Origin of the sequence: Paracoccus sp. (in: a-proteobacteria), assembly GCF_030604785.1 — a bacterium.
GTDB lineage: Bacteria > Pseudomonadota > Alphaproteobacteria > Rhodobacterales > Rhodobacteraceae > Paracoccus.
Genome location: NZ_JAUVVF010000028.1, coordinates 15,694 through 30,359 on the forward strand (window position 1 = coordinate 15,694; position 14,666 = coordinate 30,359).

Annotated in this window: 13 protein-coding genes and 1 tRNA gene; 3 read left to right on the plus strand and 11 right to left on the minus strand. The window is 69.2% G+C overall.

All coding sequences use genetic code 11. The features are described from left to right. Nucleotides 1-9 precede the first annotated feature (9 nt). From QAR72_RS10325 to queF, 3 genes are all read right to left on the minus strand, one after another. Nucleotides 10-276 carry a DUF3253 domain-containing protein gene (locus QAR72_RS10325; protein ID WP_304617293.1) on the minus strand — a complete coding sequence of 89 codons (267 nt, stop codon included), beginning with the start codon at nt 274-276 and terminating at the stop codon, nt 10-12. After that, the gene (gene ileS, locus QAR72_RS10330) at nt 273-3,179 is read right to left on the minus strand and encodes an isoleucine--tRNA ligase (RefSeq protein WP_304617294.1); all 2,907 of its coding nucleotides are present in this window, start codon (nt 3,177-3,179) and stop codon (nt 273-275) included. The genes QAR72_RS10325 and ileS overlap by 4 nt, the downstream gene beginning before the upstream one ends. 177 nt (nt 3,180-3,356) lie before the next feature. Next, a complete protein-coding gene (gene queF / locus QAR72_RS10335) occupies nt 3,357-3,818 on the minus strand; it encodes a preQ(1) synthase (RefSeq protein ID WP_304617295.1) in 462 nt (153 codons plus the stop codon). A gap of 103 nt (nt 3,819-3,921) precedes the next feature. Here queF and QAR72_RS10340 point away from each other — a divergent pair, with 103 nt between their 5' ends. Beyond that, nucleotides 3,922-4,320, plus strand: coding sequence for a group III truncated hemoglobin (locus QAR72_RS10340; protein WP_304617296.1), 399 nt, complete (start codon nt 3,922-3,924; stop codon nt 4,318-4,320). Here QAR72_RS10340 and QAR72_RS10345 read toward each other — a convergent pair. The 5 genes from QAR72_RS10345 to QAR72_RS10365 form a co-directional block, all read right to left on the minus strand. Next, the gene (locus tag QAR72_RS10345; RefSeq protein WP_304617297.1) at nt 4,317-4,949 is read right to left on the minus strand and encodes a trimeric intracellular cation channel family protein; all 633 of its coding nucleotides are present in this window, start codon (nt 4,947-4,949) and stop codon (nt 4,317-4,319) included. The genes QAR72_RS10340 and QAR72_RS10345 overlap by 4 nt on opposite strands. After that, nucleotides 4,946-5,395 (minus strand): ribonuclease HI, encoded by a 450-nt coding sequence (gene rnhA / locus QAR72_RS10350; protein ID WP_304617298.1) that lies wholly within the window; start codon nt 5,393-5,395, stop codon nt 4,946-4,948. Before rnhA ends, QAR72_RS10345 begins: the two co-directional genes overlap by 4 nt. Further along, the gene (locus QAR72_RS10355; RefSeq protein WP_304617299.1) at nt 5,388-5,993 is read right to left on the minus strand and encodes a glutathione S-transferase family protein; all 606 of its coding nucleotides are present in this window, start codon (nt 5,991-5,993) and stop codon (nt 5,388-5,390) included. Before QAR72_RS10355 ends, rnhA begins: the two co-directional genes overlap by 8 nt. A gap of 70 nt (nt 5,994-6,063) precedes the next feature. Then, nucleotides 6,064-7,023 (minus strand): 4-hydroxy-3-methylbut-2-enyl diphosphate reductase, encoded by a 960-nt coding sequence (gene ispH / locus QAR72_RS10360; RefSeq protein ID WP_304617325.1) that lies wholly within the window; start codon nt 7,021-7,023, stop codon nt 6,064-6,066. Nucleotides 7,024-7,130: 107 nt separating this feature from the next. Continuing rightward, entirely contained in the window at nt 7,131-8,561 is a 1,431-nt protein-coding gene (locus tag QAR72_RS10365) for a cobyric acid synthase (protein WP_304617300.1), read from the minus strand. Nucleotides 8,562-8,652: 91 nt separating this feature from the next. Between QAR72_RS10365 and secG the strand changes: the two genes are divergently transcribed. Then, nucleotides 8,653-9,201 carry a preprotein translocase subunit SecG gene (gene secG / locus QAR72_RS10370; RefSeq protein WP_304617301.1) on the plus strand — a complete coding sequence of 183 codons (549 nt, stop codon included), beginning with the start codon at nt 8,653-8,655 and terminating at the stop codon, nt 9,199-9,201. Nucleotides 9,202-9,353: 152 nt separating this feature from the next. Beyond that, a complete protein-coding gene (locus tag QAR72_RS10375; protein ID WP_304617302.1) occupies nt 9,354-10,997 on the plus strand; it encodes a CTP synthase in 1,644 nt (547 codons plus the stop codon). A 247-nt stretch (nt 10,998-11,244) separates the two neighbouring features. On the opposite strand, the gene QAR72_RS10380 is transcribed toward QAR72_RS10375, so the two are convergent. From QAR72_RS10380 to QAR72_RS10390, 3 genes are all read right to left on the minus strand, one after another. Next, nucleotides 11,245-11,320 (minus strand) — tRNA-Thr (locus QAR72_RS10380). A 146-nt stretch (nt 11,321-11,466) separates the two neighbouring features. Then, nucleotides 11,467-13,299 (minus strand): heme biosynthesis protein HemY, encoded by a 1,833-nt coding sequence (locus QAR72_RS10385; RefSeq protein ID WP_304617303.1) that lies wholly within the window; start codon nt 13,297-13,299, stop codon nt 11,467-11,469. Nucleotides 13,300-13,309: 10 nt separating this feature from the next. Next, nucleotides 13,310-14,632: a hypothetical protein gene (locus tag QAR72_RS10390; protein WP_304617304.1), complete on the minus strand. Its 1,323-nt coding sequence runs from the start codon at nt 14,630-14,632 to the stop codon at nt 13,310-13,312. Nucleotides 14,633-14,666 lie beyond the last annotated feature (34 nt).

Genomic DNA, 14,666 nt, shown 5'->3' on the forward strand with positions numbered 1-14,666 from the left:
TATTGCTGATCAGTCTGCCTTTTCGTCGGCCATCCCCCTGACGGGCAGCGCAAGCCGGATCGGACCGCGCGGTTCCCGCCCGGCGGGCGATCCCTTCTGCAGGACCGCGATACGCCCGGCCGCCGCCAGTTCTAGCGCGACACGGCGTAACGGTGCCATCAGCGGGCGCCAGTCGGCGGCAAGGGCGCGCGCCACCTCGCTTGGGCAGCAGGTCGTGCCGGGGCGCAATCGGGCGACCCGCGCAAGGATGGCCTCGCGCAGGTCGTCATCGCTCATCCCAGAACCGCGTCGCAGCGCGCGCAGGTACCGGGATGCTTGTGGCTGCCCACATCAGGCAGGATCTTCCAGCAGCGCTGGCATTTTTCGCCCTCGGCGGTTTCGAAGACCACGCCGATGCCGGGTGCCTCGGCCATGCGGAAGGCCTCGGCCGGGGCGGGATCGGCGGTCAGGACCAGATCCGAGGTGATGCAGACATCCGCGAAGGCCACCGATTTCAGCGCAGCCAGCATCTGGGCATCCTCGACATGGACGACCGGCGCGGCCTCGAGGCTGGCGCCGATGGTCTTGTCGGTCCGCTTGACCTCCAGCGCGGCGGTCACCACGCGGCGGGCGCGGCGGACATGGTCCCATTTCGCGGCCAGCGGCTCGTTCAGCCAATCCGCCGGTGTCGGTGCGAAATCATGCAGATGCACGCTGTCGTCATCCGAGGGGAAGCGTGACAGCCACACATCCTCCATCGTGAAGGGCAGGATCGGCGCCAGCCAGGTCACCAGCCGGTGGAACAGCAGGTCAAGCACCGTGCGCGCCGCGCGCCGCCGCGCGCTGTCGGCACCGTCGCAATAAAGCGCGTCCTTGCGGATGTCGAAATAGAAGGCCGACAGATCCACGGTGCAGAACTGGAACAGCGTCTGGAATACGCCCTGGAAATCGAACGAGGCATAGCCCTTGCGGACCTGATGATCCAGCTGCGCCAGACGGTGCAGCACCCATTGCTCCAGCTCGGGCATCTCTGCGGGCTCGATCCGCTCGGCCTCCAAATAGCCGTGCAGCGCGCCCAGCAGGAAGCGCAGCGTGTTGCGCAGGCGGCGATAGCTGTCGGCGGTGCCCTTCAGGATCTCGGGGCCGATGCGCTGGTCGGCGCTGTAATCGGCCTGCGCCACCCACAGTCGCAGGATGTCGGCGCCGTATTGCTTGATCACCTCGGCCGGGACGATGGTGTTGCCGAGCGATTTGGACATCTTCATGCCCTTCTCGTCCAGCGTGAAGCCATGCGTCAGCACGTTGCGATAGGGCGCCCGGCCCTTGGTCGCGCTGGCCTGCAGCAGCGAGGACTGGAACCAGCCGCGATGCTGGTCGGTGCCCTCCAGATAGACGTCGGCGATGCCGTCCGGCGCGCCATCCTCGCGGTCGCGCAGCACGAAGGCATGGGTCGAGCCGCTGTCGAACCACACATCCAGCACGTCCATGACCTGCTCATAGGCCTCTGGATCCACGATCCCGTCCAGCATCCGCGCCTTGAAGCCATTGCGATACCAGATATCGGCACCCTCGGCCTCGAAGGCGGCGATGATGCGCTCGTTCACGCGGGCATCGCGCAGCAGGTAATCCTCGTCGGTCGGCTTGGCCCCTCGCTTGACGAAGCAGGTCAGTGGCACGCCCCAGGCGCGCTGGCGCGACAGGACCCAGTCGGGGCGGTTCTCGACCATCGAATGGATGCGATTGCGCCCGGTCTGGGGCCACCACTTCACCAGCTTGTCGACGCTGTTCAGCGCCCGCGTCCGGATCGTGTCGCCGTATTGGCCCATCCCGTCATCCAGCGGCTTGTCGATCGCGGCGAACCATTGCGGCGTGTTGCGATAGATCAGCGGCGCCTTGGACCGCCAGCTATGCGGGTAGGAATGCTTGATCTTGCCCTTGGCCAGCAGCGCGCCCGCCCAGGCCAGCTGCTTGATCACGCTGACATTGGCCGGGCCCTCCTTGCCATCGGGCGCGATGATCGCCTGACCGCCGAACAGCGGCAGATCCTTGCGATAGCTGCCATCCGGCTCGACATTATAGGTCATGGGCAGCTTGAAGCGCAGGCCAAGCTGGTAATCGTCATCGCCATGGCTCGGCGCGGTATGGACAAAGCCCGTCCCGGCCTCGTCGGTGACGTGATCGCCCGGCAGCATGGGGACGTCATAGTCCCACTCGCCCGCTCCGTCCGCGACCCCGCGCAGCGGATGGGCCAGGACCAGCCCCTCCAGATCGGCGGCGGTCACATCGGCACGCCGCGTGAAGCCCGACACCTTGGCCTGGGTCATCACGCCTTCGGCCAGCGCATCGGCCAGAACCAGCCGCTCGCCCGGCTGGGCGGTCGAGCCCTCGGCGACACTGCCGACCTCATAAAGACCATAGGCAATGGCCGGGTTGAACGCGACCGCGCGGTTCTGGGGAATGGTCCAGGGGGTCGTCGTCCAGATGACCACCCTCGCATCTTTCTCCGTTGCAAAAATACCCGACCCGCTCACCACAGCGAACCGCACCCAGATCGTGTGGCTGGTATGGTCGTGATACTCGACCTCGGCCTCGGCCAGGGCGGTCTTTTCGACGGGCGACCACATCACCGGCTTCGAGCCCTGATAGAGTGAGCCGTTCATCACCAGCTTCATGAACTCGGCCGCGATGACGGCCTCGGCGTGGAAATCCATCGTCAGATAGGGCCGGTCCCAGGCGCCGGTCACGCCCAGACGCTTGAATTCCTCGCGCTGGATGCCGACCCATTCATCGGCAAAACGACGGCATTCCTGGCGGAACTCGACCATGTCGACCGCGTCCTTGTCGCGGCCCTCCTTGCGGTACTTCTCCTCGATCTTCCATTCGATGGGCAGACCATGGCAATCCCAGCCTGGCACGTAGCGCGCATCGAACCCCATCATCTGATGCGAGCGCACCACGATGTCCTTGATCGTCTTGTTCAGCGCGTGGCCGATATGCAGATGCCCGTTCGCATAGGGCGGGCCGTCATGCAGCACGAAGGGCGTGCGCCCCGAGGCGGTTGCGCGCAGGCGGTCATAGACGCCGATCCGCGCCCAACGCTCCAGCCATTCGGGCTCGCGCTGCGGCAGGCCCGCGCGCATGGGGAAATCGGTCTGGGGCAGAAAGACGGTGTCGCGGTAATCGGGGGTGGCGTCGCTCATCGGGGCGTCCTTTGTCGGTCTCGTGCAGGCATCCAGAAACCCGGCGGCGCGAAACCTCACGCCACCGGGCTGCTAATTCGACGAAACCGCGGCTGCAAATCCATGCGCCCTCTATAGAAAGCGCCACGTCCCCCCGCAAGCACCCCGCCTGCGGCTTCTTTGGGGGTGGCGTCCGGCTCAGCCGCGCCCGCGATAGCCGGGCACGCCCTGATCCGGCAGCCAGACGCCCGCCGGCACCGGGCCGGTCTGCCAGAAGACGTCGATCGGCATGCCGCCGCGCGGATACCAGTAGCCGCCGATCCGCAGCCAGTCGGGCTGCAGCAGCTCCTCGATGCGGCGGCCGATCCCGACGGTGCAATCCTCATGAAAGGCGCCGTGATTGCGGAAACTGCCCAGGAACAGTTTCAGCGACTTCGATTCCACCAGCCAGTCGCGCGGCACGTAATCGATGACCAGATGCGCGAAATCGGGCTGGCCGGTCAGCGGGCACAGGCTGGTGAATTCGGGCTGCGTGAAGCGCACGACATAGGCGGTGCCCGCCTGCGGGTTCGGCACGCGCTCCAGCACGGCCTCCTCGGGCGATTGCGGCAGGGCGGTGGCGCTGCCAAGCTGGGTCAGCGCGTCGGTGTAATGGGCCATGGGATGCTCCTGTTTTGTCCGGGTGGGCTGCGACCGGGATGCGCCCGCATAAGCCTGCGCGTTCCCCCTTGCAACCGGCGCGCGCCTCGCCCAGATGCGGCAAATGACCCCGCGCTTCGACATCACCGAACCCGAGATCGCCCGAGTGGTCGCCGTCTTCTACGCCGCCGTGCGCCGGCACGAGGTGCTGGGCCCGGTCTTCGCCGAACATGTCGGCGACTGGCCCGCGCACGAGGACCGCATCGCCGCCTTCTGGAAGGGCGCGATCCTGCACAAGGCCGGCTACAACGGCAGCCCGATGCGCGCGCATCTCTCGGCGGGCAATGTCCGCCCCGAACATTTCGAGATCTGGCTGGCGCTCTTCGACGAGGCCCTCCGCCGCACCCTGCCCCCCTGGTCGGCCCGCGCCTGGTCGCAACTGGCCCATCGCATCGGACAGGGGCTGCGCGCCGGGGTCCAGAATATCGACGCAGGCCGCGCGGGGCCCCCGGTGCTGCGCTAGCGCCGCGGCGGGCGCGGTTTGTAAAGCGGCAGCTTCCAGCCAAAGGCCAGACTGCCCGCACGCAGCACCCAGACCACGACCGCCCCGGCGATCAGCGCCTCGGCCCGCGCGATGCCCAGCCAGTCCAGCATGACCGCCGCCACCGCGCCGCCGAAGGCCGCGGTCAGGTAAAGCTCGCCCTGCTTGAAGACCAGCGGCACCTCGTTGCCGACCACATCGCGCATCAGCCCGCCGAACGTGCCGGTGGCGATGCCCATGATGACCACGATGATCGGAGGCGATCCCATCTCCATCGCCACGCCCGCCCCTGCCGCGACGGCGACGGCCAAAGCGACGCTGTCCAGCCAGACCAGCCAGCGCCTGCGGCTCTCCAGCAGATGCGCGGTCCAGAAGACGACCAGCGCCGCCCCCGCAGCCAGCAGCACATAGGACGGCTCGGCGACCCAGAAAACCGCCTCGCGGTTCAGGATCAGGTCGCGCAGCGTCCCGCCCCCGACCGCGGTCAGCGAGGCCATGAAGACGAACCCCACCGGATCCAGCTGCGCCCGGCTGGCCACCAGCGCACCGGTCAGCGCGAAGATCAGCACGGAACCATAATCCAGCACCGTCACCAGCGCATCGAGGCTCATTTGAACGGTGCCATGCCTGCGCGGGCCAGTTCGTCGGCGCGCTCGTTCTCGGCGTGACCGGCATGGCCCTTGATCCAGCGCCACTCGACCTTGTGCCGGCGTGCGGCCTCATCAAGACGCTGCCACAATTCCACGTTCTTGACGGGCTTGCGGTCCGCGGTCTTCCAGCCGTTGCGCTTCCAGCCGTGGATCCATTGGGTGACGCCGTTCTTGACGTAGTTGCTGTCGGTGACGATCACGATCTCGCTCGGCCGGGTCAGGGCCTCCAAGGCGCTGATCGCGGCCATCAATTCCATGCGGTTGTTGGTGGTCGCGGCCTCGCCGCCCTGCAATTCACGCTCCTTGAGGACGGTCTCGCCCTCGATCGCGCGCATCAGGACGCCCCAGCCGCCGGGGCCGGGATTGCCGCTGCAGGCGCCATCGGTCCAAGCGAACAACTCAGCCATCGAGCCCCACATGACCCGGCAGCGCCGCGACCCGGTCCAGCCAGGCCGTCACGGCGGGAAAACGCGCCATGTCGAACCCACCCCGACTGCCCGCCGTATGGGTATAGGCATAAAGACAGATATCGGCCAAGCTGGCCGCATCGCCCACCAGCCAGTCGCGCCCCGCCAGATGCGCCTCCATCTGGCCCAGCAGCCGATGCCCCGCCTCCAGCAGGGCGGCCATCCGCTCGGGCGTGGCCTCGGCGGCGCGATGCGGATAGCAGGCCAGCGCGGCCCGCACGGCGATCACGCCCTCATGCTGGTTCTGCTCCCAAAACATCCATGCCAGCATTTTGGCGCGTTCGACGGCATCGCCGGGCCAGAACCGCGTCCCCTCGCCCAGCCAGCACAGGATCGCGTTCGATTCCGGCAAAAGCCGCCCGTCCGGCAGTTCCAGCACCGGCGCCTTGCCGAAGGGCAGCCGCCCCTCGCGCTGCGCCGCCTCAAGCGCAGGACTGCCATATTCGACATCGATCATCTCGCAGTCGCGGCCCAGCAAGGCCAGCAGCAGCCGCACCTTGTAGCTGTTCCCGGACGAGGGCATGGAATAAAGTCGCATCGCCAACCCTTTGCCTTGGCTCAAATATCCCGGGGTCCGGGGCAGAGCCCCGGCGCTCTCGGCCCAGCCCTCAGGCCGCGGGTTCGCGCAGGACGCGCGGCACCTTGAACTCGACGCGCTCGATGGCGGTCTCGACGATCTCGACACTCGTGTCGTAACGGTCGCGGAAAGCGTCGATCACCTCGTTTATCAGCACTTCGGGCGCGCTGGCCCCGGCCGTCACGCCGATGGCCGAGATCCCCTCCAGCGCGCGCCAGTCGATATCGGCTGCGCGCATCACCAGCTGCGCGTAGCCGCAGCCCGCAGCCCGGCCGACCTCGACCAGCCGCTTGGAATTGCTGGAATTTTCTGCGCCGATCACCAGCAGCGCATCGATATGCGGTGCCACGGCCTTGACCGCCGCCTGGCGGTTGGTGGTGGCGTAGCAGATATCCTCCTTCGCCGGCCCGACGATGGCGGGAAAGCGCGCCTGAAGGGCCTCGACCACGGCGGCGGTGTCATCGACCGACAGGGTGGTCTGGGTGATGAAGGCCAGGCGCCCGGGGTCGCGGACCTCGATGCGGGCGACATCGGCGACATCCTCGACCAGGATCACCTCGCCCTCGGGCAATTGTCCCATGGTTCCAATGACTTCCGGGTGGCCCTGATGGCCGATCATCACCATCTGCAGCCCGGCGGCGTGGTGGCGTTCGGCCTCGATATGCACCTTGCTGACCAGCGGGCAGGTCGCGTCCACATAGACCATCTGGCGGCGCTGCGCTTCGGCTGGCACGGCCTTGGGCACGCCATGGGCCGAGAAGATCACCGGCCGGTCATCGGGGCACTCGTCAAGTTCCTCAACGAAAACAGCGCCTTGTTCGCGAAGCTGATCGACCACGAACTTGTTGTGGACGATCTCGTGGCGGACATAGACCGGGGCGCCCCATTTCTGCAGCGCCATCTCGACGATCTTGATCGCGCGGTCCACGCCCGCGCAGAAGCCGCGCGGCGCGGCGAGGTAGAGCTTCAGGGGCGGCTTTGCGTGTTCCATGCCCATCAGGTAGCGCGCCCGCCCGGTTTCGTCCAGCACCACAAGGTCACAAGCCGTGCACAGCGCGTGCACAGGACGTGCACCGACAACGCGCGCCGCGTTAACGATCAGCGCGCAACGGCCAGAAGGCCGGCGACGTCCAGATGCGCCTCGATATGGTCGGCCAGATCGTCCAGCGCGGCCTCGACGCCCGCCCCGTAGCCCGACTGCGAGGGCGCGCCCAGACGCGCGAGAAAGGCCGCGCGCAACCCGTCATCCGAGAATAGCCCGTGCAGGTAGCTGCCCATCACCCGCCCGTCGGGGCTGATCGCGCCGTCCGGGTCGGGGATATGGGCGAAGGGGCGCGCGCAATCGGGGCCACGGGTCCGGCCCATATGGATCTCGTAGCCCGAGACCGGCTGGCCGAACGCGCTGCCCGATGCGCGGGTCACGCGCTTGTCGGGCGCCATCACCGTCGTCACGTCCAGAAGGCCCAGCCCCTCGACCTGACCCGCCTGCCCGTCCGCGCCCGAGGGATCGTCGATCAGGCGGCCCAGCATCTGGTAGCCGCCGCAAATGCCCAGCACATGCCCGCCCCGGCGATGATGGGCGGCAAGGTCGATATCCCAGCCCTGCGCGCGCAGAAAGGCCAGATCGCCCAATGTCGATTTCGTGCCGGGCAGGATCACCAGATCGGCGTCGCCCGGAATGGCCCGGCCCGGCGGCAGCATGGTCAACCGCACGCTCGGTTCCGCCGCCAGCGGGTCCAGATCGTCGAAATTCGCGATGCGCGACAGGGTCAGGCAGACGACATGCAGCCCCTCGCCCCGCCCGCCGCGCAGTTCCATCGCATCCTCGGCGGGCAGGCGATGGGCGGCCGGAAACCACGGCAGGACACCGAAGCCGGGCCAGCCGGTCCGCGCTTCGATCATCCGGTAGCCGTCATCGAAAAGGCGGGGATCGCCGCGGAACTTGTTGATCAGGAAGCCGTGGATCATGGCGGCGTCCTCGGGGTCGATCACGGCCTGCGTGCCGACGATCTGGGCGATCACGCCGCCCCGGTCGATGTCGCCCGCCAGCACGACCGGCACGCCGGCGGCGCGGGCGAATCCCATATTGGCGATGTCGCGAGGGCGCAGGTTCACCTCGGCCGGGCTGCCCGCGCCTTCGACGATGACAAGATCGTGCGCGGCGGACAGGCGGGCGAAGCTGTCCAGCACGCCCCCCAGCAGGCGGGGCTTCAGCGCCTGATAATCGCGCGCCTCGGCCCGGGCGATGGCGCGGCCCTGCAGGATCACCTGCGCGCCGCGATCGGTCTCGGGCTTCAGCAGGACGGGGTTCATGTCGGCCTGCGGCTCGATCCCCGCAGCCAGCGCCTGAAGGGCCTGGGCGCGCCCGATCTCGGCCCCGTCCGGGGTCACCGCGGCGTTGTTCGACATGTTCTGCGGCTTGAAGGGCGCGACCTTGATGCCGCGCCGCCAGGCCGCGCGGCATAGCCCCGCCACCAGCAGCGACTTGCCGACATTCGAGCCGGTGCCCTGGATCATCAATGCCGTCATGTCACCCCCCGCCGGTCCGGGGACAGTCTTGCTTGCCATCACCCCGACAGGTGACTAGATAGGCGCGTCCGCAAATGAAAGGCCGAAAGCCGTGGAAAACGTCATCCTGACCGTCCATCTGATCCTTGCCGTGCTGTTGACCGGGGTCGTCCTGCTGCAACGCTCGGAAGGGGGCGGGCTTGGCATGGGTGGCGGCGGCGGTGGCGGCGTCATGTCGGGCCGTCAGGCCGCGAATGCGCTGACGCGGATGACATGGATCCTGGGCGTGGCGATCTTCTGCACCTCGCTGGCGCTGACGGTGATCGCGGCGCGTCAGGCCACGACCGGGTCGATCATGGACCAGATCGGCGTGACCGGGGGCGACCAGCCCGCCACGCCGGCCGTGCCGAACATGCCGCTTTACACGCCCCCGCCCGCGACAGGCGGCAACCCGCTGACCCCGCCCGCGCCGGATGCGCCTGAGGCGGCCGCGCCCGAAGCCGTGGCGCCCGAAGCGGCTGCCCCTGCGGCTGCGGCGCCCGATGTGGTCGCGCCGGCCGCGCCCGAAGCGGCGCCCGAGGCCGCAGCGCCCGCCGCGCCCGAAGCCGCACCCGAGCCGGTTGCGCCGGGCGATGCGGTGACGCCGCCTCCGGCCAACTGAAGACACACAACGACTTGGGGGCGGTCTGATCCGCCCCACATGAACTTGGGGTCCGTTGCGGCCACGGGGCGAATCGGCTATTGTCCAAATCCCGTGATGCCGGTTGTTCGCAACGGCCAGCAGACAGACGAATCGCAGATCACGGGGGCCTCATGGCGCGTTACATCTTCATCACCGGCGGCGTTGTGTCCTCGCTTGGCAAGGGCCTGGCCTCGGCGGCGTTGGGGGCGCTGTTGCAGGCGCGCGGCTTCACCGTCAGGCTGCGCAAGCTGGACCCCTATCTGAACGTCGATCCCGGCACGATGAGCCCGTTCGAGCATGGCGAGGTCTTCGTCACCGATGACGGCGCCGAGACCGATCTGGACCTGGGCCATTACGAGCGCTTCACCGGCGTCTCGGCGCGGCGCACCGACAGCATCAGCAGCGGGCGCGTCTATTCCAACGTGCTGGAGAAGGAACGCCGGGGCGAATATCTGGGAAAGACGATCCAGGTGATCCCGCATGTCACCAACGAGATCAAGGACTTCCTGGCCATCGGCGAGGACGAGGTCGATTTCATGCTGTGCGAGATCGGCGGGACGGTCGGCGATATCGAGGGCCTGCCCTTCTTCGAGGCGATCCGCCAGTTCATCCACGAGCGTCCGCGCGGCGAATGCATCCTGATGCATCTGACGCTGCTGCCCTATCTGGCGGCCAGCGGAGAGCTGAAGACGAAGCCCACGCAGCATTCGGTCAAGGAATTGCAATCGATCGGCCTTGCCCCCGACGTGCTGGTCTGCCGGTCCGAGCATCCGATCCCGGAAAAGGAACGCGCCAAGATCGCGCTGTTCTGCAATGTCCGCCCCGATGCTGTGATCCCGGCCTATGACCTGAAGTCGATCTACGAGGCGCCCCTGGCCTATCACCGCGCGGGGCTGGACCGGGCGGTGCTGGACGCGTTCCAGATCAGCCCGGCGCCGCGCCCCGACCTCTCGAAATGGGAGGATGTGATGGACCGGCTGGAGAATGCCGAGGGCGAGGTGCGGATCGCTGTCGTGGGGAAATACACCCAGCTGGAGGATGCCTACAAATCCATCGCCGAGGCGCTGACCCATGGCGGGATGGCCAACCGGGTCCGCGTGCGGGCCGACTGGGTGGACAGCGAGAAGCTGGAGGGCGAGGGCGCGCATCTTCTGGACGGCTATCACGGCATCATCGTGCCGGGCGGTTTCGGCGAGCGCGGGACCGAGGGCATGGTCGCCGCCGCGCGTTACGCGCGCGAGAAGAAGGTGCCCTATCTCGGCATCTGTCTGGGCATGCAGATGGCCGTGATCGAGGCGGCGCGGAACCTGGCCGAGATGCCCGATGCCGGGTCAGAGGAATTCGACCACGAGGCGGGCAAGACGCGCTTTACCCCTGTCGTCTATCACCTGAAGGAATGGGTGCAGGGGAACTATACCGTCAAGCGCAAGGTCGGCGACGACAAGGGCGGCACGATGCGGCTGGGCGCCTATACGGCGGTGCTGTCGCAAGGCTCGCGCATCTCGCAGGTCTATGGCGGGGCGACCGAGATCGAGGACCGCCATCGTCACCGCTATGAGGTGGACGCCACATATCGCGAGCGGCTGGAAGCCGCGGGGCTGCAATTCTCGGGCATGTCGCCGGACGGGAAGCTGCCCGAGGTGATCGAATATGCCGACCATCCCTGGTTCATCGGCGTGCAGTCGCATCCCGAGCTGAAATCGAAGCCCTTCGAGCCGGCGCCGCTTTTCGCGGGCTTCGTGCGGGCGGCGATGGAGGAAGGGCGGCTGGTCTGAACTGTCTGCGTCCCGCGATCGCCGGGGGCGCTTCGCCCCCCGGACCCCCCGAGGATATTTGAGCCAAGGCAAAGAGCAGGCGCGCCCTGCCCCACGGGGCGGGGCGTTCTGCCATTGACCATGCGGCCGGGAGGGCTTGCAAGTTCGGCGCGCGGCCGAGCCGCTCTGACAGGATCGTCGATCTGGTGGAGGATCGCGCGGCGTTCGGGGCTGCGCCTTGAAGTCTGTCTCACCTTCCGGGGGAAAGTGGTGCCGCTGAAGGGACTCGAACCCCCGACCCCATCATTACGAATGACGTGCTCTACCAGCTGAGCTACAGCGGCATCCAGACTGTGGAGGGCGGATTAGCACCTTCGGTGGCGGGGGGGAAGGGGGCGCGGGCGGATTTTTTTTTCGCCCTGCGGCCGTATCGGGGCGCGCGGGTCGCCGCGCCCCCGGTCGGGGGCGCGGCGGGTGGTGGCATGCGCGGTCAGGGGCGGGTCTTGCCCTCGGTCCAGTCGGCCTCTTCCGGGGGTTCCACGTCGGGGCGGACCATGCGGGGCTCGGGCTCGGGCTTCGGCGCCGGTTCGACCAGGGGTTCGGCGGCAGGTTGGGCGGCGGGCTCGTCGGCGGGCTCCGGGGCTTGCGCGGTCGCGGGAGGCGTTTCGGGGATCACCAGCGGCGGGGCGTCGCGGGCGGGCGAGGCCTCGGCCTTGCCGGTGAGGTCGGGGACGGGGCCCGATCCGGCGGAGGGTTCGGTGATCGTGCGGGCCGGTTCGTAATCGTCGTAATCCGATTCGCGCGGCACCATGCCCGGTGCGACCCGGGGCACGTTGCGGGGCGCGGGGGCCGGGCCGGGTTCGGGGCGCGGCGCCGTGCCCTGGGGCGCCCGGGAGGGCGCCTCCGGCGCGGCGGGCTTTTCCGGGGCCGGCGCGGAGGCGCCGACCAGGAGGGGCAGCATCTCGGCCCCGGCCGCCGAGGCGGGGGCCGGGCTGGCGCGCGGGCCGTCCGGTTCGCGCCAGGTCAGCGTGTCGAAGCCGTTGCAGCTGTCGCAGACCGGCGCCCATTCATGCATCACGTTGTGGCATTTGTCGCAGCACCATTGCGGCCCGCGCGACGCGGTCAGGGCGCGGGTCAGCCAGCCGCGCACGACGCTGTCATCGGCCCCCTCGCCCCGTTCGATCGCCGCCATGATCGACAGCGTCCGGACCGTCGGGTGTTTCGTCGCCAGGTCGCCAAGCGCGCGGCGGGCGCCGGGGAAATCCTCGGCGGCCAGCAGGAGTTCGGCCTGAAGCAGGCGCGTTTCCTCATGATCGGGGTTCTTGCGGATCAGCGCGTCGAAGCGGCGCAGCCGGGCCTGACGGGATTCGTCGGGCGCGATCTCGGCATAGGCGGCGGCGATGTCGGGATGGGGCCGCACGCTCCAGGTCTTTTCGAGGATGCGCGAGGCGTTGCGGTAGTCCTTTTGCGCGACATAGCTGCGCGCGGCCAGCACCGCCGCCGGGATCAGGTCGGGCGAGGCCTTGGCGGCCGAAATCGCGGCCTCGCGGGCGCTGATGGAATTGCCCTTGGCCAGAACCTCGGAGGCCTCCTGCAGGGCGAGGACCGCGTCGCGGCGCAGCGCGACGTCCTTGGGAAGATCGCCCTGGGCCTTCTTGTCCTTGAGGGTGCGGCGCGCGCCCTTCCAGTCATGCTCGCGCGTCTGGAGGTCCAGCAGCGTGTCCTGCACCTCCTTGTGGCGGGGTTTCAGCGCATAGGCCTTTTGCGCCAGCAGCAGCGCCTTGTGGGTGTCGCCCTCGGCCAGTTTCTGGCGCATCAGGCCGCGGATCCCGACGAAGCGGGTGCGGTCGTCGCCCAGAAGCTCGCGGTAGACGGCGATGGCCTTCTGGCGGTCGCCTGCCGTCTCTGCCGCCTGCGCGGCCAGAAGGTTCGTCAGATGCGGCTGGTTCAGATAGCGCGCGGCCTTGGCGGCCTTGTCCTGCGCCAGCTTGCCCTCGCCCGAGGCGACGGCCAGCATGCCCTCGGCAAAGGCGGCATAGCCCTTGCGTTCGCGCGACCGGGCGAAATAGCGGTTGATCGCGGTCTCGTCACCCGCCAGAAAGCGCAGGAAGGCGAGGAAGAGGCCCAGAAGGCGGATCACCAGCCAGGCCAGGATCGCCAGGGTCGCCAGCGCGACCACGGCCTTGACCGGGGTGAGCACATATTCGACGCCGCCATATTCGATCCGCAGCAATTGCCCGGTTTCCGACAGCCAGGTGGCGCCGAGCGCCAGCGCCAGCACGGCGGCGAAGAAGAACAGGATTTTCACGAAGGACAACAGCATCGGGCGGGCCTCAGTTCTGGTCCGGGGACAGGTCGGACAGGGCCGCCTGCGCGTTGGCATGGGCCTCGGCCTCGGCGCGCCATTCAGCCATGGCGGGTGCGGCAAGGGCGGGTTCGGGCAGGGTCGCGATCTCGGCCAGGGCATCGGCGACGCGGCCGGCCTGAAGCGCGGCATCGGCGCGCGACAGGATCGCGTCCGGGTCCGTGCCTTCGCGGGGCGTGACCGAGCGGGCGCCGGTCTGGGCGCGCAGGAAGTTCGTCACCAGATTGCCCCGACGTTCCGCGCTGGCAGCGGTCAGGCTGGCGCGCAGGGCCGCGCGGGCGGCTTCGGGAAAGCCCGCCTGCAGCTGGGCCAGGCTGGGGATGGGCGCGGCCAGCGCCTGGGGCGCCTCGAGCCCGGCGGCGGCCAGGGCGTCGCGGGCCTGATCGGGGGTGATCCCCTCGTCCAGCGCGGCCTGCAGGGCGGCGATGGCGGCGACGGCCTCGGCGCGGCGGGTGCTTTCGGCGGCGGCCTGCTGGAGGGCGTCGGCCTCGGCCTGCGCGGCGGCCAGGCGCTGTTCGGCTTCGGCGGCGGCCTGTTCGATCTGGGCCTGCAGGGCGCTGGCGGCTTCCGGGTCGAAGGCCGGGCGGGCGGCCAGTTCGTCAAGCCGGGCCTGCTGTTCGTCAAGTCGGGTCTGGAGCGCGGCCAGCGCCTCGGGGTTGGCGCCTTCGGGGGCGTCGTCCTGCTGGGCTGCGGCCTGTTCCAGCGCGTCGAGGCGGGCGGCCAGATCGGCGGGCAGATCGGCGGGCGCGGCTTCGGGGGCGGGTGCCTCGGCCAGCGCATCCATCGCGGCCTGACGGGCGGCGGCCTCGGCGGCGGCGATCAGGGCGGCCTCGTCGATGGGCGGCGGGGCCTCGGCCGGAGGGGCGGAGGCGACGGGCGCGGCAGCCGTGGCGGGGCGCCATTCGGGGGGCAGATGCGGCAGCGCCCAGATGGCGGCAGCGGCGCCCAGACCGGCGGCGACCGCGCCGCCAAGCGCCAGCGGCAGGAAGCCGCCACGACGCGGGGCGGGGTCCATGGCAGGACGCGGCGAAGCGCCGGTCGCGGGCGGAGTGGGGGCGGTGGGGGCCTCGGTTCGCGCGGACTGGGACGGCGCGGGGCTGCGCGGGCTGGCCGCAGGAAGCCCGGTCGAGCCGTCGCCCACGAGGCTGGATTCGATGGGCCGGATCTCTCCGGGTTGGCCGGCCTGGGCGGGCTTGCCCGCGCCGATCTCGGTCGAGGCGATCACGCCGGGCTTGGCGGGCTGGGGCCGCGCGCCGGGCGCGGCTTCCTCGGTCGTCTGATTGGTTGTCACGTCATGTCCCCGTATGGTGGCAGGGCGGCAGCCC

Bases quoted from the DNA above. Each gene is read 5' to 3' on its own strand.
- QAR72_RS10325 (WP_304617293.1), bottom strand. From the start codon at position 276: ATGAGCGATGACGACCTGCGCGAGGCCATCCTTGCGCGGGTCGCCCGA.
- ileS (WP_304617294.1), bottom strand. From the start codon at position 3,179: ATGAGCGACGCCACCCCCGATTACCGCGACACCGTCTTTCTGCCCCAG.
- queF (WP_304617295.1), bottom strand. From the start codon at position 3,818: ATGGCCCATTACACCGACGCGCTGACCCAGCTTGGCAGCGCCACCGCC.
- QAR72_RS10340 (WP_304617296.1), top strand. From the start codon at position 3,922: ATGACCCCGCGCTTCGACATCACCGAACCCGAGATCGCCCGAGTGGTC.
- QAR72_RS10345 (WP_304617297.1), bottom strand. From the start codon at position 4,949: ATGAGCCTCGATGCGCTGGTGACGGTGCTGGATTATGGTTCCGTGCTG.
- rnhA (WP_304617298.1), bottom strand. From the start codon at position 5,395: ATGGCTGAGTTGTTCGCTTGGACCGATGGCGCCTGCAGCGGCAATCCC.
- QAR72_RS10355 (WP_304617299.1), bottom strand. From the start codon at position 5,993: ATGCGACTTTATTCCATGCCCTCGTCCGGGAACAGCTACAAGGTGCGG.
- ispH (WP_304617325.1), bottom strand. From the start codon at position 7,023: ATGGAACACGCAAAGCCGCCCCTGAAGCTCTACCTCGCCGCGCCGCGC.
- QAR72_RS10365 (WP_304617300.1), bottom strand. From the start codon at position 8,561: ATGACGGCATTGATGATCCAGGGCACCGGCTCGAATGTCGGCAAGTCG.
- QAR72_RS10375 (WP_304617302.1), top strand. From the start codon at position 9,354: ATGGCGCGTTACATCTTCATCACCGGCGGCGTTGTGTCCTCGCTTGGC.
- QAR72_RS10385 (WP_304617303.1), bottom strand. From the start codon at position 13,299: ATGCTGTTGTCCTTCGTGAAAATCCTGTTCTTCTTCGCCGCCGTGCTG.